Genomic DNA, 23987 nt, shown 5'->3' with positions numbered 1-23987 from the left:
AGTATCTAACTCACATAGATTATTAAGGAGGATTTCAACATGCCTTTAGTATCAATGAAAGACATGCTTATTAAAGCAAAAGAGGAAGGCTACGCAGTAGGCCAATTTAACCTAAACAACTTAGAGTTCACTCAAGCTATCTTAAAAGCAGCTCAAGAAGAAAACTCTCCAGTTATCCTAGGTGTATCTGAAGGTGCAGCACGTTACATGGGCGGTTTCAAAACTGTAGTATCAATGGTTAAAGGTTTAATCGAAGACTACAATGTAACAGTGCCAGTTGCAATTCACTTAGACCATGGTTCAAGCTTTGAATCATGTGCAAAAGCAATTCATGCAGGATTTACTTCTGTAATGATCGATGCTTCTCACCACCCATTCGAAGAAAACATTGCAACTACTGCTCAAGTAGTTGAATTAGCACACTTCCACGGTGTATCTGTAGAAGCTGAGTTAGGAACTGTTGGTGGACAAGAAGATGACGTAATCGCTGATGGCGTTATCTACGCTGATGCAAAAGAGTGTGAAGAGCTTGTTAAACGTACAGGTATCGACTGTCTTGCTCCAGCATTAGGTTCAGTTCACGGTCCTTACAAAGGTGAGCCAAACTTAGGTTTTGCTGAAATGGAAGAAATCGGTCAAATTACTGGTTTACCATTAGTATTACACGGTGGTACTGGTATCCCAACAAAAGATATTCAAAAAGCTGTTTCTTTAGGAACTGCTAAAATTAACGTAAATACAGAAAACCAAATTGCTTCAGCTAAAGCTGTACGCGAAGTACTAGCTGCACAACCTGAGCAATATGACCCACGTAAATACTTAGGACCAGCTCGCGATGCAATTCAAGCGACAGTTCAAGGGAAAATGCGTGAGTTTGGTTCTTCAAACAAAGCATAATTACCATTCCGCATTAAGTGATTAATGATGAGATGGTGCAAAGCCGCCTTGCTCAATAGTTGTAAGGCGGCTTTGTTTTAATTATAATTTTCATATAATTAAGAAAAAAGGGGATGGGGACAGGTGAAATTTTTTATTGATACAGCTAACTTATCAGAAATAAAGGAAGCGTATTCATTAGGTGTAGTTGCTGGTGTTACAACGAATCCAAGTTTGGTAGCAAAAGAGAATATTACATTTGAAGATCGCCTTCGAGAGATTACGGAGCTGGTTGAAGGGTCAGTAAGTGCCGAGGTCATTTCTTTAGATGCAGAAGGAATGATACGAGAAGGTAAAGAGTTGGCAGCCATTGCGCCAAATATTACGATTAAAGTGCCAATGACTCCAGACGGCCTAAAAGCAGTAAACGAATTCACTAGTCTTGGAATTAAAACCAACGTAACGCTTATTTTTTCTGCTAACCAAGCATTGTTAGCTGCAAGAGCTGGAGCTACATATGTTTCGCCATTTTTAGGACGCCTTGATGATATCGGATTTAATGGTATGAACTTAATTTCAGATATTGCAGAGATTTTTGCTATTCACGATATTCCAACTGAAATCATTGCTGCTTCCATTCGTCACCCAATGCATGTAACGGAAGCTGCTAAGCAAGGAGCTCATATTGCAACAATTCCTTACAAGGTTATTATGCAACTTTTTAAGCACCCTTTAACAGAAGCAGGAATAGAACAGTTTCTATCAGATTGGGAAACACGACAAAAATAATGTAGATAAGATGATATGGCATTTACGAATAAACTGAGTAAATGCCATATTTTCTTTAAAATTGTCGAAATTATACATGATTTTTGGATTTTCGTGTACACTAGTAGATAAGAGGAAAAATACAAGTAGTCTACATAGTGGTAGTTCCAATTTTTTCCTTAACTACAGAGTGGAAAACTTTCTTTCGCTGGAAGGGAGCTATAAATGGAAAAGCTGAAAATACAAGGTGGCTTTACTCTAAGTGGAACAGTTCGTGTAAGCGGTGCTAAAAATAGCGCTGTGGCACTGATTCCAGCTACAATTTTAGCGGAGTCACCTGTTACAATAGAGGGGTTACCTCGTATATCAGATGTTGAATTGCTGAGTGATTTAATTGAAGAAATTGGTGGCAGTGTCACAAGTGATAATGAAGAATTAACGGTAAACCCGACTCATATGACGGCAATGCCTTTACCGAGTGGAAAGGTAAAAAAACTGCGCGCTTCTTATTATTTAATGGGAGCAATGTTAGGACGCTTTAAAAAAGCGGTTGTTGGTCTTCCTGGCGGTTGTTATTTAGGACCTCGCCCAATCGACCAGCATATCAAAGGTTTTGAGGCGCTAGGTGCGACTGTTACAAATGAACAAGGAGCTATTTATTTACGTGCTGAAGAACTAAAAGGAGCTCGAATTTATTTAGACGTAGTAAGTGTCGGTGCAACTATAAATATCATGCTAGCTGCTGTCAGAGCAAAGGGACGTACTGTTATTGAAAATGCAGCTAAAGAGCCTGAGATTATTGATGTTGCAACACTATTAACAAGTATGGGAGCAAAAATTAAAGGTGCGGGAACAGACGTTATTAGGATTGATGGTGTAGATACTTTACACGGCTGCCGTCATTCAATTATTCCAGATCGTATTGAGGCCGGTACTTATATGGTAATGGGTGCTAGCATGGGAAAAGAAGTGATTGTGGATAATGTAATTCCGCAGCACTTGGAATCCTTGACTGCTAAAATGAGAGAAATGGGCATTCATATTGAAACAAGTTCGGACCAAATTTTGGTGGCTACAAGAGAATTATTAAAGCCTGTAGACATTAAAACATTAGTGTATCCAGGATTCCCAACAGATTTGCAACAACCGTTTACTACTTTATTGACAAAAGCATCTGGTACAAGCGTAGTAACAGATACAATTTATGGTGCTCGTTTTAAACACATTGATGAACTAAGACGAATGAATGCTTCCGTAAAAGTAGAAGGTCGCTCTGCAATTATTAATGGCCCTGTACAGTTGCAAGGTGCACGTGTTAAAGCTTCAGACTTACGCGCAGGAGCCGCTTTAGTGACAGCTGGTTTAATGGCTAAAGGAATTACTGAAGTTACTGGATTAGAGCATATTGATCGTGGATATAGTCACTTAGTGGACAAGTTATCAACTCTAGGTGCAATGATTTGGCGAGAAGAAATGACTGAGGAAGAAATTGAGCAATTTCAAAATTCTTAATCATAGTCTTTCTCATCAGGTAAGCTACTAGACATTATGCAAATTTGGTCTATAATAGAGTAAGTTGAAAATCAGTGAGGGAAATCCCTCACTGATTATTCGTTATAAATAATAAATTGGTGTGTGCAATGCATTTGTACCTATCATTTCTTATTTAATATGAATTGAAAAGGTTTTCAGTCGAAGCTAGTAAACTATAACGTGTTTTTTGGATTTGACCGTTATGCGTCAAAAAAAGATTGATTAAAAAGATAGAAAAAGGTTAGAATATAAGTTGCTACATCAAACAATTCGTGGTTTTGGCCACTTCGTTATGAAAGTAACCTGTTTTTTCTTCTAATAAGTGTATAATTATAATTGATTCTACTTATGTATACTTCTAGATTACCTTCTCCATCTTTAACACACTGTTCCGACCGTATCATTTTCTGCTAGATAGTAACTTAATATGGAAGGAAACTCAAAAATTATTCATTAAAAGCGTGGTGTCCTAATGAACTTAACATTATCCAGTTTAGAAAATATGAAATTAAAAGAGCTATATGAACATGCGAAAGCATATAAAGTTTCTTATTATAGCAAGCTAACGAAAAAAGAGCTTGTTTTTGCAATTTTAAAAGCACAGGCAGAACAAGACGGTCTGCTTTTCATGGAAGGTGTCCTTGAAATTATTCAATCGGAAGGGTTTGGTTTTTTAAGACCAATCAACTATTCTCCAAGTTCTGAGGATATCTATATTTCTGCCTCTCAGATTCGACGTTTTGATTTAAGAAACGGAGATAAAGTATCTGGTAAGGTTCGTCCCCCTAAAGAAAACGAGCGTTACTATGGCTTGTTACACGTAGAAGCAGTTAATGGCGAAGATCCAGAGACATCAAAAGAGCGCGTGCATTTCCCGGCCCTAACACCTATTTATCCAAATGAGCAAATGCGTCTAGAAACACAACCTAGAAGTTTCTCAACCCGAATTATTGATCTCATTTCACCAATTGGTTTTGGCCAAAGGGGATTAATTGTTGCGCCACCTAAGGCTGGTAAAACAATGCTTTTAAAAGAAATTGCCAACAGCATTACAACAAATCACCCAGAAGCAGAGCTTATTGTTCTCTTAATTGACGAGCGCCCTGAAGAAGTAACCGATATTGAACGATCTGTTGATGGAGATGTTGTCAGCTCAACGTTTGATGAGGTGCCAGAAAATCATATTAAAGTCGCAGAGCTTGTACTGGAACGTGCAATGAGACTAGTAGAGCATAAAAAAGACGTTGTCATCTTAATGGATAGTATTACTCGTCTAGCTCGTGCTTATAACCTCGTTATTCCGCCAAGTGGACGAACGTTGTCAGGTGGTATTGACCCAGCAGCTTTCCATCGTCCAAAACGATTCTTTGGTGCGGCTAGAAACATTGAAGATGGTGGAAGCTTGACCATTCTTGCAACAGCTTTAATTGATACAGGCTCTCGTATGGACGACGTAATTTACGAAGAGTTTAAAGGAACTGGAAATATGGAGCTTCACCTTGATCGCTCACTTGCTGAAAAACGTATTTTCCCAGCAATTGATATTCGTCGTTCAGGTACACGTAAAGAAGAGCTTCTTATTCCAAAAGAGCAGCTTGATCATCTATGGGCTATTCGTAAGTCGATGGCTGATGCACCTGATTTTGCTGAAAAGTTCTTAAAGCGTCTTCGTCAAACCAAGTCAAATGAAGAATTTTTTGCTTTATTGACTGAAGAGAAGAAAGCTTTATTAGCTAATAAAAGATAAAAGAAAACAGACCAAATTAATTTTATATAAGTTTTAAATGAAGTGTTAGTTGATGGAAAAAAGATGTTTTGAATAGGTGGTTGCAAAACGAAACAACCCTTGTTATAATTTCATCATGTGTGTTGATAAGATACACGATGTTGCAATTATGCTCATCATTTTTCTTATCAATAAACTCTGTTTCAGAATGATTCAGGGCGGAAGGAGATGAAAAGAATGAAAACAGGAATTCATCCAAAGTACAACAAAATCATGGTGAAATGCAGCTGTGGTAATGAGTTTGAAACTGGTTCTGTAAAAGAAGAGATGCGCGTTGAGACTTGTTCACAATGTCACCCATTCTATACGGGCCGTCAAAAATTCGCTGAAGCTGGTGGCCGTGTTGATCGTTTCAACAAAAAATACGGTCTTAAATAATCAAGATTGTCGAAGCAAACAGGCAAGTGGCTTATCTCTTGCCTGTTTTTTTACTTCTTAAAATAGGAAAAAAGTTAAAGATTTCCATTGTAGGTGAAGAAATCTTTTCTATATACATGTTCTACATAATTAAAGGTAGACTAGATAAAGTTAGTAGCGGTTCGCTCATAATGGAGTGATAGGAAGGGAGAGTCCCGCATGGTGTACGTAATGAAACAAAGCGGTTGGATTGAAGTAATTTGTGGAAGTATGTTCTCAGGGAAATCAGAAGAGTTAATTCGTCGTGTTCGTCGCACGCAGTTTGCTAAACAAAATGTGCAGGTATTTAAACCTGCAATTGATGATCGATACAGTGAAGAAGCAGTTGTGTCACATAATGGAACATCAGTTATTGCGCATCCAATATCCATCTCTACCGATATTTTAGATAAGGTTAGCGCTGAAACAGACGTAGTGGCAATCGATGAGATTCAATTCTTTGATAATCAAATTGTTGAAGTTGTACAAGCTCTTGCAGATAAAGGGTTTCGTGTCATTGTAGCAGGACTTGATCAAGACTTTCGTGGTGAGCCTTTTGGACATGTACCTCAGCTGATGGCAATAGCTGAATCAGTTACAAAATTGCAAGCTGTTTGTGCATCATGTGGATCTCCAGCAAGTCGTACTCAACGCTTAATTAATGGAGAGCCAGCTTCTTATGATGATCCCATTATATTAGTGGGTGCATCAGAATCTTACGAACCTCGCTGCCGTCATTGTCATGTGGTGAAAAGTTCAAAAACAGCAAGTAACTTTCAAGAGTTAACAAAGTAAAAAAGCAAGGCCAAACGGCCTTGCTTTTTTTTATGGAATTGGATGAAAAGAGAGGAATGCGGAAAGCTAACAAGATAGGAGGGTGATAGTATGAAACACTTAATCATAATACTGTTTACAGCTTTTCTTGTAACCGCATGTAATCAAGGAAACAATTCTCAAGAAGCTCAATCAAAAAAAGAGTGGGCTGAGCTTGAAAATTATGAAGAATTTACGGATCAAAACCCTAATTTTTTAAATACAACGAATAAACAAACTGCAGTAAAAGATGATGCAGCTAAGATTGAGGAAATTATTAACGTTAAAACTCCCTATAAGCCTGGAAATATTGTTATCAGTGGAAAAGATGCTTGGGTGACGGTCTATGTTGGAAAAGAATATAACGTTCACGAGAAGAAAAAGATTATAAAAAATCTCAATGAGGCTTTCTATGAGGGTTTGCCTAGACTTCAATTTCATGTAAACGTCAAGCCATAATCCATGTTAAGACTCACTTTGTTTTGACTGAATCCATGAGCTATACTATAATTAGAACGTTATGGATAAAAAATGAGGTGAATGACGTGTTTGATCGTTTAGAAGCCGTGGAGGCACGCTATGAGAAGTTGAATGAGCTTCTTAGCGACCCTGAAATCGTAAATGACCCATCTAAATTAAGAGAGTATTCAAAAGAACAATCAGATATACAAGAGACTGTTACGTGTTACCGAGAGTATAAAGAAGTAAAAGAGCAGCTACAAGATGCAAAAGCGATGCTTGAAGAAAAACTTGATGCGGATATGCGTGAAATGGTTAAAGAAGAAATTCAAGAGCTAGAGCCACAGGCAGAAGAATTAGAAGATAAACTTCGCATTCTGTTAATCCCGAAAGATCCAAATGATGACAAAAACGTTATTATGGAGATTCGTGGTGCTGCAGGAGGCGATGAAGCAGCTTTATTTGCTGGTAACCTGTACCGCATGTACTCCCGTTTTGCCGAGACTCAAGGCTGGAAAATTGACGTAATGGAAGCTAACACAACAGGTGTTGGTGGATATAAAGAAATTATTTTCATGATTAACGGTAAAGGTGCATATTCAAAAATGAAGTTTGAAAACGGCGCACATCGCGTTCAACGTGTACCTGAAACGGAATCTGGTGGACGTATTCATACTTCAACAGCAACCGTTGCATGTTTACCGGAAGCAGAAGAGGTAGAAGTAGAGATTCACGAAAAAGATATTCGTGTTGATACGTTCGCATCTAGTGGACCAGGTGGACAAAGTGTAAATACAACTATGTCCGCTGTTCGTTTAACTCATTTACCAACAGGAACAGTTGTGTCGTGTCAAGATGAAAAGTCCCAAATTAAGAATAAAGAAAAAGCAATGAAAGTATTACGTGCGCGTGTTTATGATAAATTTCAGCAGGAAGCCCAAGCTGAATACGATGCAAATCGTAAGCAAGCAGTAGGTTCTGGGGATCGTTCAGAGCGTATTCGTACGTATAACTTCCCTCAAAACCGTGTAACGGATCACCGAATTGGTTTAACAATTCAAAAGCTTGATCAAATTCTAGAAGGTAAGCTAGATGAAGTCATTGATGCATTAATCATGGAAGATCAAGCGAGAAGAATGGAAGATTCGAACTAACAATGAAAGTTTTTGAAGCCCTAAAATGGGCTTCTTCTTGTTTAAAAGAAGCGAAACGAGATGAAAATGCGGGGGAAATGCTGTTGCGTCATCACCTTGGCATGACTCGAACTTACCTACTTGCTTCATTACAAGAAGAAGTTCCAGCAGTAACAATAAAAAAATTCCAATATGATGTTAACAAACATGTAGATGGTATCCCGGTACAATATCTCATTGGTTCGGAAGAGTTCTATGGAAGGACGTTTCAAGTAAATGAGGAAGTGCTAATACCGCGTCCCGAAACGGAAGAGCTTGTATTAGGTTTAATTGAACGTATGAAACAAAAGTTTGGGCATAATCCAATTCAAGCTGTTGATATTGGAACAGGTAGTGGTGCAATTGGTGTTACACTTGCTTTAGAAGTTCCAGCAATAGAAATGACGTGCACTGATATTGCAGAAGAATCTTTAGCGGTAGCAAAAAAAAATGCTAAATGCTTGGGTGCGAAGGTTCAATTTGTACATGGTGATTTATTAAAGCCTTTTATTGAGACAGCTCAACGGTTTGATGTTGTGGTATCTAATCCTCCTTATATTCCTGATAGTGATGAGTTATCAACCGTTGTAAAGGACTATGAGCCTAATCGAGCTCTTTTTGGTGGTCAAGATGGTTTGAATTTCTATCGACGCTTTATGGAAGAGCTCCCGCTTGTTATTAACAAACAAGGAATTATTGCATTTGAAGTAGGGGCTGGACAAGCTAATGTCGTAGCAGATATGTTAAAAAAGAAGTTTCACAGTGCGAAAGTTGAAGTTGTTTTTGATATCAACGGAAAAGATCGAATGGTATTTGCTTCTTTATAAAAATAATAGATTTTAATAAGTTGCTAGTTTAGGATAGAAAATGATTGTCCATACTGTCTTGTGAAGGGATGGTGGACATAATGAAAAAACAAGCAATCATTTATTTTCTTTTACTTATTATTGGAGCAAATATCCAAATTCTATATACAAACCAAAAGGTCGAAGCTAATGAGCCCATGGTAATTCCAGATGAAGCGATTCGTTTGCGTATTCTAGCAAACAGCGATAGTGAGAAAGATCAGCATGTAAAGCGATTGATTAGAGATGAAGTAAATGCACAAATCACTACGTGGGTACAAGAGCTTACGTCAGTGGATGATGCCAGAGATGTTATTAAAAGCAACTTGCCAGCATTAGAAGCAATTGCTAAGGAAGTTATGAAAGAACAAGGTATGAATGAGTCTATACACGTTGATTTTGGAAAGGTGAGCTTTCCAACAAAGTTATATGGCCAGTTTCTTTATCCTGCTGGTGAATATGAGGCAGTACTAATCACTTTAGGTGAAGGTGAAGGAGCAAACTGGTGGTGCGTACTATTTCCACCCATGTGCTTTTTGGATTTCTCAAATGGTGAAGCTATTCAATCACCAATGCCAGAGGAAGAGCAACCTGTAGAAAAGAAAGAAGTGATTGAATCGGTCGCTGAAGAAGTAGCGAAAGTAGATGCTAATCATATTGATCATTCAAACCTTGTTGCATCGACTTCAAATTTAGCACAAGAAGTAGCTGTAAAAGAAGCGAAAAAAGAAAAGCAGCAGAAGAAGTCTAGTAAAAAAGTACAGAAAAAAGAAGAAGAAGTAGAAGTGAAATTCTTTATTGTAGAACTAGCTTCATCTTTATTCAAATGATAGAAAGTAAAAGTATATAGTTCTATTTGTTTCTCATATTTCATAGTTTTGTTACTAGAAACTAAAATGAGGTGATGAGAAATGAAGGAACAATTAAAGTTAGCAGAAGTGAAAGATTGTGGGCGAATTCAATCTTTCTTAACAAAAGCAGGTATTAGTTCAGAAGGTGTAGCAGAAAGTATTCATCATTTTGTTATTATGGAAGATGAGAATGACGAGCTGTTAGCAACTGTTGGATTTGAAAAAGATGGAGAGCATGGGTTATTACGTTCTCTTGTTGTTTCGCCTTCCCTCATGAGATCGGACATTTTATTATTATTTAAAAGTATTGTACAACTAGCAAAAAAAAATGATGTGCATCAATTATATTTAGTGACCAATAAGGCTTCATCTGTACAGTTTTTTTCTATGATGAATTTTCAGCAAATCCACTACGAAGAATTGCCGGGTGGCTTGAAACATCACTCTTATCTACGAAATCTTCCAAGCTTAGAGCAAGTATATGTGATGGCTTATCAAGATTAACTTTTACACATGTGAATAAATGTCATCCACAAAGTTATTAACAAACAAACAAGCTTTATCCACATTTTGTGGATAAAGCTTGTTTGTTGCAATCGTCTATTGATAAAATAAGTTAAAATCTTGTATAAATAGTAGGTAATATAGATGGTTTTGCCTATATATAGTTGTGCTAATAGGAGTGAATGAAATGAATACAAAAATCTGGTCTGTGGATAAAGAAATGAAAGAACATGATAGTTATCCACAGATAGAAAAAGCAGCTTCTTTATTAAGAAATCAAGAAGTGGTTGCGTTTCCTACAGAAACAGTCTATGGATTAGGAGCGGATGCAACCTCTGAAGAGGCTGTGGATAAAATTTTTAAGGCAAAAGGGCGTCCAAGTGATAACCCACTTATTGTACACATTGGCGACATGAAACAGTTAGATAGGATTGTAACCGAGGTTTCAGAAACGGCTCGAAAAATAATGAACGCTTTTTGGCCAGGACCAATTACGCTTATCTTTCCTAAAAAAGGATTTGTAGCGGAAAACGTAACCGCTGGATTAGATAGTGTTGCTGTTCGAATGCCTTCGCATCCCGTAGCTCTAGCTTTATTAAAAAAGGCAAATGTACCAGTAGCTGCACCAAGCGCAAATCTATCGGGAAAGCCCAGTCCAACAAGCGCTCAGCATGTTGTGAGCGATTTAGAAGGTAGAATTAGTGGAATTGTCGATGGGGGAGTGACAGGAGTGGGTCTAGAATCTACTGTTTTAGACTGTACAGAAGATATTCCAGTGATTTTACGACCTGGTGGCGTTACAAAAGAACAATTAGAAGCTTTAATTGGAGAAGTAAGGGTAGACCAAGCTCTTAAAGATGAGAAGGAAGCGCCGAAATCCCCTGGGATGAAGTATACCCACTATGCTCCTAACGCGCCGCTCATCATTGTAAAGGGTTCAAAGGAATTTTTGCAGAAGCAAGTTGAATATTTTCAAAAACAAGGAAAGAAAGTTGGAGTTTTAACAACGCATGAACATCAAGACTTTTATCATGCAAATCAGATTTTAACTTGCGGCTATCGAAGTAAGTTAGAGACGGTCGCAAGTGAACTATATCATGTTTTACGTTCCTTTAATGACTATGACGTAGATATTATTTTAAGTGAGAGCTTCCCTGAACATGGAGTAGGTCAAGCTTTAATGAATCGGTTAGTAAAAGCGGCTGGTCATCAGTTTATTGTTCAATAATTTTAGATTCATCTTCTAAACCATTTCGTGCGTGCATAAGGTGAAATAGGCACGTCCGAGGAGGTTGAAGATGGATATTTCAGGATTGATTAGTGAACTGATTACATTAGTTATTATGGCATTTGCGTTAGGAATGGACGCCTTTTCGGTCGGACTCGGTATGGGTCTAGTCCGTTTACGCTTTCGCCAAATTTTCTACATTGGAGTAATAATAGGTCTTTTCCATATATGGATGCCCCTTTTGGGTATGTTTATTGGAAAGTTGTTGTCTGATAAGCTGGGAATGTTGGCTACATATGGTGGAGGCGTGTTATTACTCATATTAGGAATCCAAATGATTTACTCATCCTTCAAGCGTGACGAGGAACCGTTTATTAAACCAGTAGGATGGGGATTAATTATCTTTGCATTAAGTGTTAGCTTAGATAGCTTTTCCGTGGGCTTAAGCCTTGGAATCTTTGGAGCACGAACATTTTTAACAATTATGATTTTTGGCGTAGTAAGTATGCTTTTAACATGGTTAGGTCTTTTGCTTGGAAGGCGTGTTCAAGGCTGGCTAGGTTCATACAGTGAAGCGTTAGGTGGAAGCATCCTCCTTGCATTTGGAATCAAGCTTCTTTTTCAATTATAAATAGTTTACTAATTCAGTATCCTATAGAAGCAAGCTCAATTCACATAGAGCTTGCTTTTTTATGCTTACATTTAATGAAAAGTATCATAGGTCATGGGTGTTGAACTCTTCTATATATTAAGGATAAAATAAAGGCAATGTAGAAAGGGTTTATTAGTAGTAAAATAAGGAGAGATTTTAGATTGAAAAAAGTCTTATTTGTTTGTACAGGAAATACATGTCGAAGCCCTATGGCAGCAGCTTGGTTAAGGAACCAAAAAAAGCATGAGATGGAAGTGAAATCAGCGGGTTTATTTGCAATGGACGGCCAACCGATTTCCACGCACGCAGCAGCTGTTTTAGCACAGCAAGGTATTGATGCATCACATACATCATCTAGTATAACAAGAGAGATGTTAGATTGGGCAACTCATATCTTTACCATGACGAGTAGTCATAAGCAGATGCTAGCAAGTCAAGCTCCTGATACGCTAGATAAACTGTTTACGCTAAAAGAATTTGTAGGTGAAAATGGAGACGTTGCCGATCCTTACGGAGGCAATTTATCTGTTTATCAAATGACATTTGAGGAAATACAGCAGCTTATTAATCGAGCAGTTAAAAAATTAGAAAATTAAAAATGGTAGTTTTAAAAAATACCTTTAACAGTCTATAGGGAGGATTCATTATGAAAGTAGCAATTGCATCAGATCATGGCGGTATAAATATTAGGAAAGAAATTATGCAATTAATGGAGGAACTAAACATTGAGTATATTGATTTCGGTTGTGAATGCAGCGATTCAGTAGACTATCCAGACTATGCAATTCCAGTTGCTGAAAAAGTAGCAGGTGGAGAAGTTGACAAAGGAATTCTAATTTGTGGAACAGGAATTGGAATGAGCATTGCTGCTAATAAAGTAAAAGGTGTTCGTTGTGCACTTGTCCACGATACGTTTAGTGCTAAAGCGACTAGAGAACATAATGATACAAATGTACTAGCTATGGGTGAACGGGTGATTGGCCCAGGTTTAGCTAGAGATATTGCTAAAATATGGTTGACGACGAGTTTTGAAGGTGGACGTCACGAAAATCGTGTAAACAAAATTAAAGCATATGAAGAGTAAATGATGTAAAGGAGGCGCTTTAGAATGTCTAATGCTCAAGATTGGGGCCAAGAACTAGAAGTGGTGCTAGCAGACTTTTCAAATCAGGTAAAACTTCCGCAACATAGTTTATTTGTAGTTGGTTGCAGTACAAGTGAAGTAGTTGGAGAGCGAATCGGAACATCGGGAACCGAAGAAGCAGCAGAGGTAATCTATGGTAAGCTTGAAGAATTTGCAGAGAACAAAGGCATCTATTTAGCGTTTCAATGCTGTGAACATTTAAATCGAGCGCTAGTGGTAGAAAGAGAAGTAGCGTTGAAGCAAAGTTTAGACCTGGTAACCGTTGTACCTGTTCGAAAAGCAGGTGGAGCGATGGCCACTTATGCATATCATCATTTCAAGGATCCTGTTATTGTTGAATTCATTAAAGCTGATGCAGGCATTGATATTGGAGATACATTCATTGGTATGCACTTAAAGCATGTGGCTGTTCCTGTTAGGTGTTCTTTGAAGCAAATTGGTCAAGCGCACATGACTATTGCTTATACTCGACCAAAATTAATTGGTGGACCAAGAGCCATTTACGAACGATTGTAAATAAATATATTAATATAATGCACATTTTTTGTTTTTTATTCTAAATAAACCATGTTACAATGTAGATGAATTAATAAAAAACGAACATTGTTCATACGAAACGAAACGAGGAGAGGATTTCGATGGAGAAAAAGTTAGTGCAGCAAGATCCAGCAGTCTATAATGCAATTCAAGATGAATTAGGTCGTCAACGTACAAAAATTGAGTTAATTGCATCAGAGAACTTCGTAACAACGGCAGTAATGGAAGCTCAAGGTTCTGTACTTACAAATAAATATGCAGAAGGTTATCCAGCTAAGCGTTATTATGGTGGCTGTGAACACGTAGACGTAGTAGAAGATTTAGCTCGTGACCGTGCAAAAGAAATCTTTGGTGCAGAACATGTGAATGTTCAACCTCACTCAGGTGCTCAAGCAAACATGGCTGTGTACTTTACAATTTTAGAGACAGGAGATACAGTTCTTGGTATGAACTTATCTCACGGTGGACATTTAACGCATGGTAGTCCAGTAAACTTTAGCGGCGTGCAGTACAATTTCATTGAATATGGTGTAGACGCAGAAACACATCGTATTAACTATGAAGATGTATTGGAAAAAGCACGTACTCATAAGCCGAAGTTGATTGTTGCTGGTGCTAGTGCGTATCCTCGTGAAATTGACTTTAAAAAATTCCGTGAAATTGCAGATGAAGTGGGAGCATATTTAATGGTGGATATGGCTCATATCGCTGGACTTGTAGCAGCAGGCCTTCATCCGAATCCAGTTCCACATGCTCATTTCGTTACAACAACTACGCATAAAACATTACGCGGACCGCGTGGTGGAATGATTTTATGTAAAGAAGAATTTGCAAAAGCAATTGATAAATCAATCTTCCCTGGAATTCAAGGTGGGCCATTAATGCACGTTATTGCTGCTAAAGCAGTAGCATTTGGTGAAGCGTTACAAGAAGAATTTAAGCAATATGCACAAAACATCATTGATAATGCAAATCGCTTAGCTGAAGGCCTAACAAAAGAAGGTTTTACATTAGTTTCTGGTGGTACAGATAATCATCTTGTTTTAATCGATGTAAGCTCAATGGGACTAACAGGTAAAGTGGCTGAAAAAGCGTTAGATGAAGTTGGAATTACAACGAATAAAAACACAATTCCTTACGACCAACAAAGTCCATTTGTAACAAGTGGAATTCGTATTGGAACAGCTGCTGTGACGACTCGCGGATTTGGTGCTGAAGAAATGGATGAAATCGCTGCTATCATTGGCTTAACATTAAAAAACATTGATAATGAAGAAAAGTTAGCAGAAGCAACAGCTCGTGTAGAAGCATTAACAAGTAAATTTGAAATGTATGCATCTCTATAATCTATATAAGATAAATAGTAAAATACAAAAAGAAAAGTTGGGAAGTTACCCAACTTTTCTTTTTGTATCAACGTTTAAAGGTGAATAATATGGTTACAAAATTGTTATAGAAAAATATCTATTTTTGGATTAAGCTTGAACTCAAAAATAATTTTCTGTAAAATAGATGCAATGCTTAAGTTATGTTAACGTTATCGTTTTTTTTAAAGTAGGTACCATTCAAGGGCTTGAATGGTATTTCAATGTGGACATTTTTAAATTCAAAGGAGAGATTTTAATGGGCAAAGTATACGTATTCGATCATCCTCTTATTCAACACAAATTAACATACATACGTGATGTAAAGACGGGAACAAAAGAATTTCGTGAGCTAGTAGATGAAGTAGCGAGCTTAATGGCGTTCGAAGCAACTCGTGATCTACCTTTACAAGATGTAGAAATTGATACACCAGTATGTAGAACAACTTCTAAAGTAATTGCTGGTAAAAAGTTAGGAATTGTACCGATTTTACGTGCAGGTATCGGAATGGTTGACGGTTTCTTAAAACTAATGCCTGCAGCAAAAGTAGGGCATGTTGGCCTATACCGTGATCCAGAAACACTGCAACCAGTTGAATACTATGTAAAATTACCAAATGATGTAGAAGAGCGTGATTTTATTGTTGTAGACCCAATGCTTGCAACAGGTGGTTCAGCAGTTGAAGCAATCAATTCGTTGAAAAAGCGCGGTGCAAAAAACATTAAATTTATGTGCTTAATTGCTGCTCCAGAGGGAGTAGAAATTGTAAAAGAAGCGCACCCAGATGTTGATATTTATATCGCAGCTTTAGACGAAAAATTAAATGACCATGGTTACATTGTTCCAGGTTTAGGAGATGCGGGAGACCGTTTATTCGGCACAAAATAATTTCTCAGATACGGGTGATAAATAATGAAGCAACCAATTAAAGTAATGACGATATTTGGTACTAGACCGGAAGCTATTAAAATGGCACCACTTGTTCTTGAGCTAAAGAAACGTCCCGAGGAATTTGAAGCAATTGTGACTGTTACTGCTCAGCATCGTCAAATGCTTGATCAAGTGCTATCCATCTTTAATATTGAACCAGATTATGACTTAAACATTATGAAAGACCGTCAAACATTAATGGATGTAACAACTAGGGGATTAGAAGGTTTAAACGATGTAATGCAAAAAGTAAAGCCAGATATTGTGTTGGTTCATGGAGATACAACAACAACATTTATTGCGGGACTAGCAGCGTTTTATAACCAAATTCCTGTAGGGCATGTAGAAGCAGGTCTTCGTACATGGAATAAATATTCACCTTATCCTGAAGAGATGAATCGACAGTTGACGGGTGTACTAGCAGATTTACACTTTGCTCCAACAACGAAGTCTTCTGTTAATTTGAGAACAGAAAACAAGAATGAAGAAAATATTTTTGTGACAGGAAACACAGCTATTGATGCGCTGAAAACAACTGTAAAAGATTCGTATGAGCATGAAGTCTTACGTAACCTTGGTACTGATCGTCTTATCTTATTAACCGCTCATCGTCGTGAAAATTTAGGTGAGCCAATGAAAAATATGTTTAGAGCCGTAAAGCGCATTGTAACTGAACATGATGACGTACAAGTTGTTTATCCTGTGCACTTAAATCCTGTTGTACGTGAAACAGCCAATGAAATATTAGGCGATGATGATCGTATTCATCTTATTGAGCCATTGGATGTAATTGACTTCCATAACTTTGCGAATCGAGCACATCTTATTCTAACGGATTCCGGTGGCGTTCAGGAAGAAGCACCTTCTCTTGGTGTACCTGTGTTAGTATTACGTGATACAACGGAGCGTCCAGAGGGTATTGAAGCAGGAACGTTAAAGTTAGCTGGTACAGAAGAAGAAACGATTTACACCTTAGCGAAAGAGTTATTAATCGACACATCCGTTTATGAAACAATGTCGAAAGCATCTAATCCTTATGGAGATGGTCATGCTTCTGAACGTATTTGCGATGCAATTAGCTACTATTTTAAACATCGTGAAGAAAGACCTGAAGAATTTAAGCCGTTATAAAAATAAACCTAACACCTCTCACATGAATGCAGTCTATTTGTGACACGCTATGTTGAGAGGTGTTTTTATGTGGAAAATAACCATTTTATTATTATTAATATTTGGAGTAAACAGTACAATCACGTACAGTGAAGGCGTAGAGTTTCCAGATATTCAATCATTTGAAAAACAGGTGCAAAAAACATACATTCTCATACTGAACGAGCAGAATGTGGCAGTTGCAAAACAAGAAATAAAGAAAAAATATCCCAACGTAAGCATTAACCACGAATTTCGAGAAGTATTTATAGGTCTATCCGTATCGGGGACTTTATACGACTTACAAAGACTGCGAGAAGAATCTTATATTGATAGTTCACATGCTTCTGTTTCGTATCATGCAAAAAATGAAGGAAGCGCATCTTATATTGGCAGTGAAAAGGTAAGGGGCATGTTTGATAAAAAAAACCAACGTTTAACAGGTAGAGGGATAAAAGTTGGAGTGATTGATACAGGAATTGACTTTAATCACCCTGATTTAAAGTCAAATTATCGAGGTGGATATGACGTTGTCGACCAAGATTACTCTCCAATGGAAACAGTAAGTAAGCAAGGAGAGCCTACGCTTCATGGTACGCATGTGGCTGGTATTATCGGAGCAAACGGGAAGATGCGTGGAGTGGCACCTGAAGCTGAAATTTATGCTTATCGAGCATTAGGTCCAGGCGGTTCTGGTTCTTCTGAAAACGTTATTCTAGCTGTTGAAAAAGCCATTCAAGATGGAGTCGATGTTATCAACTTATCCCTAGGAAACGATATTAATGGGCCAGATTTACCGACTAGTTTAGCTCTGAATAAGGCCGTTGAAAAAGGAATCGTAACGGTAACGTCCAGCGGTAATTCAGGGCCAGGATTGTGGACTGTCGGATCTCCTGGAACAGCTCGAGAAGCAATTTCAGTTGGTGCATCCGTTTCTCCAACAAGCATTCCATTTATAAAAATGGAAAGTTTCCCACATGATATTTCTCTATCTCCATTACCCAATGCTGAGAAATGGGATATGGATCAGAAAATTGTATTAAAGGACGCGGGAAGCGGAAGGGAAATGATTGATGTTGGAAATAAGGTCGTCCTTATGCATACCGGGGAAATTCCTCTATCGAATAAAATAAACAAAGCTAAAAAAGCTGGAGCTAAAGCGGTAATTGTATACCATGCTATCAACGGAGTGGTAGATGAGACTGTAAGCGAATTGTTTTCAATTCCAGTAGTTATCGTTTCGAGTGATGTGGGGGAAGTCATAAAGAAAGAAATTCAAAAAGGAAACGTGTATGCATCTACTTTCTCCAAGACTATAGAAGATATTATTACCCCTTTTAGTTCAAGGGGCCCGGTTACAAGCACATGGGACATTAAGCCTGATGTAGTAGCGCCAGGCTATCAAATCATGAGTACGGTACCGAACGGGTATGAGCCTTTAAATGGAACGAGCATGGCAGCACCTCACGTAGCGGGAGCCTGTGCTTTACTTTTACAGGCTCACCCTGATTGGTCTCCTGAACAAGTAAAAGCTGCACTGATGAGTACGGCAAAGCCAATTAGGAATTTGAAGGGTGAATTATATCACGTATATGAACAAGGCGCAGGAAGGATTCAAGTGGAACGTGCAGTAAAAGCAACAACGCTGTTATCACCTAGCACGTTACCTTTTGGAATTTTTGAAGGACAAAGTAGTAAAAGAATTAAAATGAGCATCTTTAATGAATCAAATTATAAAAACGTTTATCATGTTACGCCTCCAACAAAAAAGTCTGGTGAAACTTGGAGAGTACCGCTTTCTTTCACATTAAAGCCTAAAGAAGCGAAGACTATTTCATTTGATCTTCAGGTAAACAGCCATCAAAAGAAAAAAGGCATATATGATGGACGGTTGGAAATTCGTGATTCACGTGAAACAATATCAATACCGTATTTGTATATGGTCGAAAAGCCAAATTACCCTCGAGTTATGGGACTGCAGGCTATGCAAGGAAGTGATGCTAATACTTATATATATGAAGCATTTTTACCTGAAGGAGCGGATGAATTTGGAATTGCTGTTTATGACACGGATACCCTTCGATTCGTCTCTTATTTAGATGTAGATAAGAAATTAGAAAGAGGAATGTTAAAGCGGAAAATTCAACTGCAGGAAGAGCTACCTAAAGGTGATTATAAAGTATTCGCATATGCTAAAAAAGATGGTAAAACAGAGGTAGTAAATGCGAGGCTGATGATTGAGTAAAAGGGCATCAAACCAAGGTTTGATGCCCTTTTACATTGTTCTTATTTAATTATGAAATATGTGTGGCAAAAATGTGAACATCCCTTTTTAGATTGTGAAGTTTTTAGCTTAAACACATTGACATTAAATATGTGCTATTGTATGCTAACAATGGATATAAATGATAAGGTTTTCAACACTTGAAAATCAAGGTTCGCTTGTGTTTTCGACTAACTGTTTTTAACTTTTTTGGTAATTTATACATAAGTTTGCATAGCTTTAGAGTATGTAGATTTTTTTGAAAAAAAAGAATTTACCAAAAAGGGGTTTTCTAAATGACTAAGCAAAAACGGCAGTCATTACAAGCGATTGCATTAATGTCCACCATTCTTTCTCAGTTAGCAGGTTCCGTATTAATCGGTCTATTTGGTGGCAAATGGATTGATGGAAAAGTTGGGACTGAGCCACTTTTTTTAGTTTTAGGCCTTCTTTTAGGGCTTGCAGTTGGCGTCTATGCCATGCTGCGCACAGTCCGACAATTTTTTTCAGGAGATTAATAATCCATGCAAGAATTGCAACATTTATTTCCAAGACTTCGATCCTACATATTTTATTTATTAGCAATATACGTTCTCGGATGGGGATTTACTCCTTATCAAACCGTGTTTTTAGGCCTGATTTTAGGTACAGCACTCAGTTTGTATAACCTTTGGGTTTTAGTAAGAAGGGCTAAACAGTTTGGACAAGCGCTGGATGAAGGAAAACGACCTCGTTCAGTAGGAACATTTGCAAGGTTTGCAACCGCTGCGCTAGCAGTTGTAATTACAATCTCTTATCCAAATACTTTTCATATTATTGGTGTAGTTATGGGATTAATGACATCCTATCTTGTCATTATCATAGATTTAGTTGTTCAAAATATACGCAGGAGATGGGAAGAGAGGTGAATATAGTTGGGTCATGAATCACCAACTCAAGATTTCTTTGGTCTTACGTTTAATCTCAGTAACATGTTGATGATTACCGTGGCGTCAGTCATTGTGTTTTTAATTGCAGTTTTATGTACTCGTACTTTAGCAATGAAGCCTACAGGTATGCAAAACTTCCTGGAGTGGGTATTAGACTTTGTAAAAGGCCTCATTAACAGCACAATGGATTGGAAGACAGGTGGACGCTTCTTAACACTAGGTGTAACGCTCTTAATGTATATCTTCGTTGCCAATATGTTAGGATTGCCATTTGCCGTTGTTGTCGATCACGAATTATGGTGGAAATCACCGACTGCTGATCCGACGATTACATTGACTCTAGCAGCAATGGTCGTTGTCTTATCACATTATTATGGTATTAAGATGAAGGGGTTCGCAGAATATGGTCGAGATTACTTCAAACCAATGCCTTTTCTATTCCCATTAAAGATTATTGAAGAGTTTGCAAATACGCTAACGCTTGGTCTACGTCTTTTCGGGAATATCTATGCAGGAGAAATTCTGTTAACTTTATTAGCAGGGCTTGCTACAAGTGGTACTGCTCTTGGATTATTTGGGGCGGTTGTGCCAACATTGGCATGGCAAGGCTTCAGTATTTTCGTAGGTGCAATTCAAGCATTTATCTTTACAATGTTAACAATGGTTTACCTGGCACACAAAGTGAGTCAAGACCATTAATTTATAAAACCTTCGCTCAAGCTTTACCCGTTTTGAGCGAGTTTAAAACATGTTGAAAAAATTCTATTTCACTAAGGGAGGACTTTATAAAATGGGTTTATTAGCAGCTGCAATTGCAATTGGTTTAGCGGCACTAGGTGCTGGTATCGGTAACGGTCTTATCGTATCAAAAACAGTAGAAGGTATCGCTCGCCAACCAGAAGCACGTGGTACATTAACAACAACAATGTTCATCGGGGTTGCATTAGTAGAGGCGATTCCTATCATCGCTGTAGTAATCGCGTTCATGGTTCAAGGTCAATAATTAGTAACTTAAAACGTTTAAAAGTGGCGAAGATCATTCGAAAAGAACCTTCGCCATTGCTTTATGTCTTTAATGAGCAAAATCATAGATGTTAAGTCTTTGAAGGGAGTGAAGCAGCCGTGTCAAATACGTTTGTATTAGGAGCATCAGGCTTTAACGGTGGAGATATTTTATTCCAATTAGTAATGTTCCTTATCTTGCTAGCATTGTTACGAAAGTTCGCGTTTGGTCCAGTAATGGGTATCATGAAACAGCGTGAAGAGCATATTGCAAGTGAAATTGATTCAGCTGAACAGCAGAATCAACAAGCACAAAAGCTTGTTGAAGAGCAACGCGAGCTGTTAAAACAGTCTCGTGAAGAGGTTCAAGTTTTAATGGAAAACGCAAGAAAATCCGCTGAAGAGAAAAAAGAAGAAATTGTTGCTGCTGCGCGTGAAGAGTCTGAGCGCTTAAAAGCATTAGCAAAACAAGAAATTCAGCAAGAAAAAGATCAAGCAGTTACTGCACTTCGTGAGCAAGTTGCATCATTATCTGTATTAATCGCGTCGAAAGTGATTGAAAAAGAATTGTCAGAGCAAGATCAAGAGAAGTTGATCAATGAGTACATTCAAGAAGTAGGGGATGTACGATGAGTCAGCCGGCAGTCGCGAAGCGTTATGCATTAGCTCTTTTTCAATTAGCTTCTGAAAAGCAATCTATCGATGCTTTACAAGAAGAATTAGACGTAGTGGAAGCAGTTTTCGCTCAAAACGATGATTTAATTGAAGTGTTAACGCATCCAAAGATTTCAAACAACCGAAAAAAAGACTTAGTTCGCCAAACGTTTTCAACGTTGACAGAAACGGTTCAAAATACGCTCCTTTTATTATTAGATCGTCATCGTATTCAAGTAGTAGGGGAGATCACTCGTGAGTATCGTGCTCTTGCAAATGAAGCACGAGGTGTGGCTGAAGCTACCGTTTACTCTGTAAAAGCATTATCTTCAGATGAAGAGCGTGCTATTTCTGAAACATTTGCACCAAAGGTAGGAAAGCATTCATTATATATTACAAATGTAATCGATAAAAGCCTAATCGGCGGCGTGAAGCTTCGCATCGGCAACCGTATTTATGACGGAAGTATTTCCGGGAAATTAGAATCGGTACATCGCGAACTTCTTGCACATAGATCGTAGATAGGGGTGAAATTCATGAGCATCAAAGCTGAAGAAATTAGTGCGCTGATAAAACAGCAAATTGAAAACTATCAGTCTGAGATTAAAGTGAGTGATGTAGGTACTGTTATCCAAGTAGGGGATGGTATCGCACGTGCTCATGGCCTCGACAATGTCATGGCTGGAGAGTTAGTTGAATTTTCAAACGGTGTCATGGGTATGGCACAAAACTTAGAGGAAAACAATGTCGGTATCATTATCTTAGGACCTTACACTGGAATTCGTGAAGGGGATGAGGTACGTCGTACGGGAAGAATCATGGAAGTTCCTGTAGGAGAACAATTAATTGGTCGTGTTGTAAACTCGTTAGGTCAACCTGTAGACGGTTTAGGCCCAATTGGAACAACAAAAACACGTCCAATTGAAAGTCAAGCTCCTGGTGTTATGGATCGTAAATCTGTACACGAGCCACTTCAAACAGGTATTAAAGCGATTGACGCGCTTGTACCAATTGGCCGTGGTCAACGTGAGCTTATCATTGGTGACCGCCAAACAGGTAAAACATCTGTGGCAATCGATACAATTTTAAATCAAAAAGACCAAGATATGGTTTGTATTTACGTAGCTATTGGTCAAAAAGAATCAACAGTACGTAACGTAGTAGAGACATTGCGTAAGCATGGAGCACTTGATTACACAATCGTTGTAACAGCATCTGCTTCTCAACCAGCACCAATGCTGTTCTTAGCACCTTATGCTGGTGTAACAATGGGTGAAGAGTTCATGTATAACGGCAAACACGTACTTGTTATCTATGATGATTTAACAAAACAAGCATCTGCATACCGTGAACTTTCATTATTACTTCGTCGTCCTCCAGGTCGTGAAGCATATCCAGGGGATGTATTCTACTTACACTCTCGTTTATTAGAGCGTGCTGCAAAATTATCAGATGCTAAAGGTGGAGGATCATTAACAGCTCTTCCATTTATTGAAACACAAGCAGGAGACGTATCTGCTTATATTCCAACAAACGTAATCTCGATTACGGATGGACAAATTTTCTTACAGTCTGACTTATTCTTCTCAGGTGTACGTCCAGCGATTAACGCAGGTCTTTCAGTATCACGTGTAGGTGGGTCAGCTCAGGTTAAAGCGATGAAGAAAGTAGCTGGAACGCTACGCTTGGATTTAGCATCTTATCGCGAGCTTGAATCATTTGCTCAGTTTGGATCAGACCTTGACCAAGCTACACAAGCAAAGCTTAACCGTGGTGCGCGTACAGTAGAGGTATTAAAACAAGGCTTACACAAGCCGCTTCGCGTAGAAAAACAAGTAGCGATTTTATATGCGTTAACAAAAGGCTTCTTAGATGATGTACCAGTTGCTGATATCACTCGTTTCGAAGATGAGTACTTAGCATGGTTGGATTCAAATCGTAAAGAAGTTCTTGAAACAATTCGTACAACTGGCGGACTGCCTGAAGATGGTGCGTTTGAGTCTGCTCTTGAAGCGTTCAAGAAAACATTTGTAGCATCTGAGTAATCGTTAACTTTGTCAAAATGGTATGTTAAGACAAGCTTTTATTAAGGTAAAGGTGAACTTACGTTCACCTTTCATACCACGTGATC

27 protein-coding genes are annotated in these 23987 nt (G+C 38.1%); all 27 read left to right on the top strand.

The genetic code is table 11. The annotated features are described in order from the left end of the window. The first annotated feature begins 39 nt into the window (after positions 1–39). The 27 genes from V2145_RS18700 (at position 40) to atpA (ending at position 23901) form a co-directional block, all read left to right on the top strand. Positions 40–897: a class II fructose-bisphosphate aldolase gene (locus V2145_RS18700; RefSeq protein ID WP_094911019.1), complete on the top strand. Its 858-nt coding sequence runs from the start codon at positions 40–42 to the stop codon at positions 895–897. Between the two features lie 123 nt (positions 898–1020). Further along, entirely contained in the window at positions 1021–1665 is a 645-nt protein-coding gene (fsa, locus tag V2145_RS18695; protein WP_311856092.1) for a fructose-6-phosphate aldolase, read from the top strand. A gap of 204 nt (positions 1666–1869) precedes the next feature. Beyond that, the gene (locus V2145_RS18690) at positions 1870–3156 is read left to right on the top strand and encodes a UDP-N-acetylglucosamine 1-carboxyvinyltransferase (protein ID WP_094911021.1); all 1287 of its coding nucleotides are present in this window, start codon (positions 1870–1872) and stop codon (positions 3154–3156) included. A 493-nt stretch (positions 3157–3649) separates the two neighbouring features. Next, a complete protein-coding gene (gene rho, locus V2145_RS18685) occupies positions 3650–4924 on the top strand; it encodes a transcription termination factor Rho (protein ID WP_025908737.1) in 1275 nt (424 codons plus the stop codon). Positions 4925–5140: 216 nt separating this feature from the next. Further along, positions 5141–5341 carry a 50S ribosomal protein L31 gene (gene rpmE, locus V2145_RS18680; protein WP_025908738.1) on the top strand — a complete coding sequence of 67 codons (201 nt, stop codon included), beginning with the start codon at positions 5141–5143 and terminating at the stop codon, positions 5339–5341. A gap of 201 nt (positions 5342–5542) precedes the next feature. Then, the gene (locus tag V2145_RS18675; protein ID WP_179289231.1) at positions 5543–6154 is read left to right on the top strand and encodes a thymidine kinase; all 612 of its coding nucleotides are present in this window, start codon (positions 5543–5545) and stop codon (positions 6152–6154) included. 90 nt (positions 6155–6244) lie between these two features. Then, complete coding sequence (locus V2145_RS18670; RefSeq protein ID WP_330988095.1) at positions 6245–6631, top strand: hypothetical protein; 387 nt, start codon at positions 6245–6247, stop codon at positions 6629–6631. A gap of 86 nt (positions 6632–6717) precedes the next feature. After that, on the top strand, positions 6718–7785 hold the full coding sequence (gene prfA / locus V2145_RS18665; protein WP_094911024.1) for a peptide chain release factor 1: 1068 nt from the start codon (positions 6718–6720) through the stop codon (positions 7783–7785). Positions 7786–7787: 2 nt separating this feature from the next. Further along, positions 7788–8630 (top strand): peptide chain release factor N(5)-glutamine methyltransferase, encoded by an 843-nt coding sequence (prmC, locus tag V2145_RS18660; RefSeq protein ID WP_330988094.1) that lies wholly within the window; start codon positions 7788–7790, stop codon positions 8628–8630. Between the two features lie 80 nt (positions 8631–8710). After that, positions 8711–9478 (top strand): stage II sporulation protein R, encoded by a 768-nt coding sequence (gene spoIIR, locus V2145_RS18655; RefSeq protein ID WP_210610794.1) that lies wholly within the window; start codon positions 8711–8713, stop codon positions 9476–9478. Positions 9479–9559: 81 nt separating this feature from the next. Further along, complete coding sequence (locus V2145_RS18650) at positions 9560–10003, top strand: GNAT family N-acetyltransferase (protein ID WP_311856095.1); 444 nt, start codon at positions 9560–9562, stop codon at positions 10001–10003. A 187-nt stretch (positions 10004–10190) separates the two neighbouring features. Beyond that, complete coding sequence (locus V2145_RS18645) at positions 10191–11231, top strand: L-threonylcarbamoyladenylate synthase (protein WP_311856096.1); 1041 nt, start codon at positions 10191–10193, stop codon at positions 11229–11231. 70 nt (positions 11232–11301) lie between these two features. Beyond that, a complete protein-coding gene (locus V2145_RS18640) occupies positions 11302–11862 on the top strand; it encodes a manganese efflux pump MntP (protein WP_076512295.1) in 561 nt (186 codons plus the stop codon). Positions 11863–12044: 182 nt separating this feature from the next. Beyond that, positions 12045–12479: a low molecular weight protein arginine phosphatase gene (locus V2145_RS18635; protein ID WP_094911029.1), complete on the top strand. Its 435-nt coding sequence runs from the start codon at positions 12045–12047 to the stop codon at positions 12477–12479. A gap of 50 nt (positions 12480–12529) precedes the next feature. Then, complete coding sequence (gene rpiB, locus V2145_RS18630; protein WP_094911030.1) at positions 12530–12967, top strand: ribose 5-phosphate isomerase B; 438 nt, start codon at positions 12530–12532, stop codon at positions 12965–12967. A gap of 24 nt (positions 12968–12991) precedes the next feature. Beyond that, positions 12992–13543, top strand: a complete 552-nt coding sequence (locus tag V2145_RS18625; RefSeq protein ID WP_311856102.1) for a TIGR01440 family protein — start codon at positions 12992–12994, stop codon at positions 13541–13543. A 122-nt stretch (positions 13544–13665) separates the two neighbouring features. Beyond that, on the top strand, positions 13666–14910 hold the full coding sequence (gene glyA / locus V2145_RS18620; protein ID WP_094911032.1) for a serine hydroxymethyltransferase: 1245 nt from the start codon (positions 13666–13668) through the stop codon (positions 14908–14910). A 277-nt stretch (positions 14911–15187) separates the two neighbouring features. Next, positions 15188–15817, top strand: coding sequence for a uracil phosphoribosyltransferase (gene upp / locus V2145_RS18615; protein WP_094911033.1), 630 nt, complete (start codon positions 15188–15190; stop codon positions 15815–15817). 24 nt (positions 15818–15841) lie between these two features. Continuing rightward, entirely contained in the window at positions 15842–16990 is a 1149-nt protein-coding gene (gene wecB, locus V2145_RS18610) for a non-hydrolyzing UDP-N-acetylglucosamine 2-epimerase (RefSeq protein ID WP_094911034.1), read from the top strand. A gap of 67 nt (positions 16991–17057) precedes the next feature. Beyond that, positions 17058–19253, top strand: a complete 2196-nt coding sequence (locus tag V2145_RS18605; RefSeq protein WP_330988093.1) for a S8 family serine peptidase — start codon at positions 17058–17060, stop codon at positions 19251–19253. Positions 19254–19567: 314 nt separating this feature from the next. Next, positions 19568–19789 (top strand): AtpZ/AtpI family protein, encoded by a 222-nt coding sequence (locus V2145_RS18600; RefSeq protein ID WP_131887535.1) that lies wholly within the window; start codon positions 19568–19570, stop codon positions 19787–19789. Positions 19790–19795: 6 nt separating this feature from the next. Then, positions 19796–20179: an ATP synthase subunit I gene (locus V2145_RS18595; RefSeq protein WP_094911036.1), complete on the top strand. Its 384-nt coding sequence runs from the start codon at positions 19796–19798 to the stop codon at positions 20177–20179. A 6-nt stretch (positions 20180–20185) separates the two neighbouring features. Beyond that, the gene (gene atpB, locus V2145_RS18590) at positions 20186–20899 is read left to right on the top strand and encodes a F0F1 ATP synthase subunit A (RefSeq protein ID WP_025908756.1); all 714 of its coding nucleotides are present in this window, start codon (positions 20186–20188) and stop codon (positions 20897–20899) included. 91 nt (positions 20900–20990) lie between these two features. After that, entirely contained in the window at positions 20991–21203 is a 213-nt protein-coding gene (gene atpE, locus V2145_RS18585) for a F0F1 ATP synthase subunit C (RefSeq protein WP_025908757.1), read from the top strand. Positions 21204–21322: 119 nt separating this feature from the next. After that, the gene (gene atpF, locus V2145_RS18580) at positions 21323–21835 is read left to right on the top strand and encodes a F0F1 ATP synthase subunit B (RefSeq protein WP_025908758.1); all 513 of its coding nucleotides are present in this window, start codon (positions 21323–21325) and stop codon (positions 21833–21835) included. Then, positions 21832–22377, top strand: a complete 546-nt coding sequence (locus V2145_RS18575; RefSeq protein ID WP_094911037.1) for a F0F1 ATP synthase subunit delta — start codon at positions 21832–21834, stop codon at positions 22375–22377. The genes atpF and V2145_RS18575 overlap by 4 nt, the downstream gene beginning before the upstream one ends. 15 nt (positions 22378–22392) lie before the next feature. Next, positions 22393–23901, top strand: a complete 1509-nt coding sequence (atpA, locus tag V2145_RS18570; protein WP_094911038.1) for a F0F1 ATP synthase subunit alpha — start codon at positions 22393–22395, stop codon at positions 23899–23901. Positions 23902–23987 lie beyond the last annotated feature (86 nt).

The sequence above is a fragment of the Priestia sp. GS2 genome, from assembly GCF_036409025.1.
Taxonomy (GTDB): domain Bacteria; phylum Bacillota; class Bacilli; order Bacillales; family Bacillaceae_H; genus Priestia; species Priestia aryabhattai_A.
The sequence above is the reverse complement of the archived record's forward strand: the minus strand, read 5'-3'. Positions and strand labels throughout refer to the sequence as shown.

Coding starts and splice junctions, on each gene's coding strand:
- V2145_RS18700 (WP_094911019.1), top strand. CDS start 40: ATGCCTTTAGTATCAATGAAAGACATGCTTATTAAAGCAAAAGAGGAA.
- V2145_RS18690 (WP_094911021.1), top strand. CDS start 1,870: ATGGAAAAGCTGAAAATACAAGGTGGCTTTACTCTAAGTGGAACAGTT.
- rho (WP_025908737.1), top strand. CDS start 3,650: ATGAACTTAACATTATCCAGTTTAGAAAATATGAAATTAAAAGAGCTA.
- rpmE (WP_025908738.1), top strand. CDS start 5,141: ATGAAAACAGGAATTCATCCAAAGTACAACAAAATCATGGTGAAATGC.
- V2145_RS18670 (WP_330988095.1), top strand. CDS start 6,245: ATGAAACACTTAATCATAATACTGTTTACAGCTTTTCTTGTAACCGCA.
- prmC (WP_330988094.1), top strand. CDS start 7,788: ATGAAAGTTTTTGAAGCCCTAAAATGGGCTTCTTCTTGTTTAAAAGAA.
- spoIIR (WP_210610794.1), top strand. CDS start 8,711: ATGAAAAAACAAGCAATCATTTATTTTCTTTTACTTATTATTGGAGCA.
- V2145_RS18650 (WP_311856095.1), top strand. CDS start 9,560: ATGAAGGAACAATTAAAGTTAGCAGAAGTGAAAGATTGTGGGCGAATT.
- V2145_RS18645 (WP_311856096.1), top strand. CDS start 10,191: ATGAATACAAAAATCTGGTCTGTGGATAAAGAAATGAAAGAACATGAT.
- V2145_RS18640 (WP_076512295.1), top strand. CDS start 11,302: ATGGATATTTCAGGATTGATTAGTGAACTGATTACATTAGTTATTATG.
- rpiB (WP_094911030.1), top strand. CDS start 12,530: ATGAAAGTAGCAATTGCATCAGATCATGGCGGTATAAATATTAGGAAA.
- V2145_RS18625 (WP_311856102.1), top strand. CDS start 12,992: ATGTCTAATGCTCAAGATTGGGGCCAAGAACTAGAAGTGGTGCTAGCA.
- glyA (WP_094911032.1), top strand. CDS start 13,666: ATGGAGAAAAAGTTAGTGCAGCAAGATCCAGCAGTCTATAATGCAATT.
- upp (WP_094911033.1), top strand. CDS start 15,188: ATGGGCAAAGTATACGTATTCGATCATCCTCTTATTCAACACAAATTA.
- wecB (WP_094911034.1), top strand. CDS start 15,842: ATGAAGCAACCAATTAAAGTAATGACGATATTTGGTACTAGACCGGAA.
- V2145_RS18605 (WP_330988093.1), top strand. CDS start 17,058: ATGTGGAAAATAACCATTTTATTATTATTAATATTTGGAGTAAACAGT.
- V2145_RS18600 (WP_131887535.1), top strand. CDS start 19,568: ATGACTAAGCAAAAACGGCAGTCATTACAAGCGATTGCATTAATGTCC.
- V2145_RS18595 (WP_094911036.1), top strand. CDS start 19,796: ATGCAAGAATTGCAACATTTATTTCCAAGACTTCGATCCTACATATTT.
- atpE (WP_025908757.1), top strand. CDS start 20,991: ATGGGTTTATTAGCAGCTGCAATTGCAATTGGTTTAGCGGCACTAGGT.
- V2145_RS18575 (WP_094911037.1), top strand. CDS start 21,832: ATGAGTCAGCCGGCAGTCGCGAAGCGTTATGCATTAGCTCTTTTTCAA.
- atpA (WP_094911038.1), top strand. CDS start 22,393: ATGAGCATCAAAGCTGAAGAAATTAGTGCGCTGATAAAACAGCAAATT.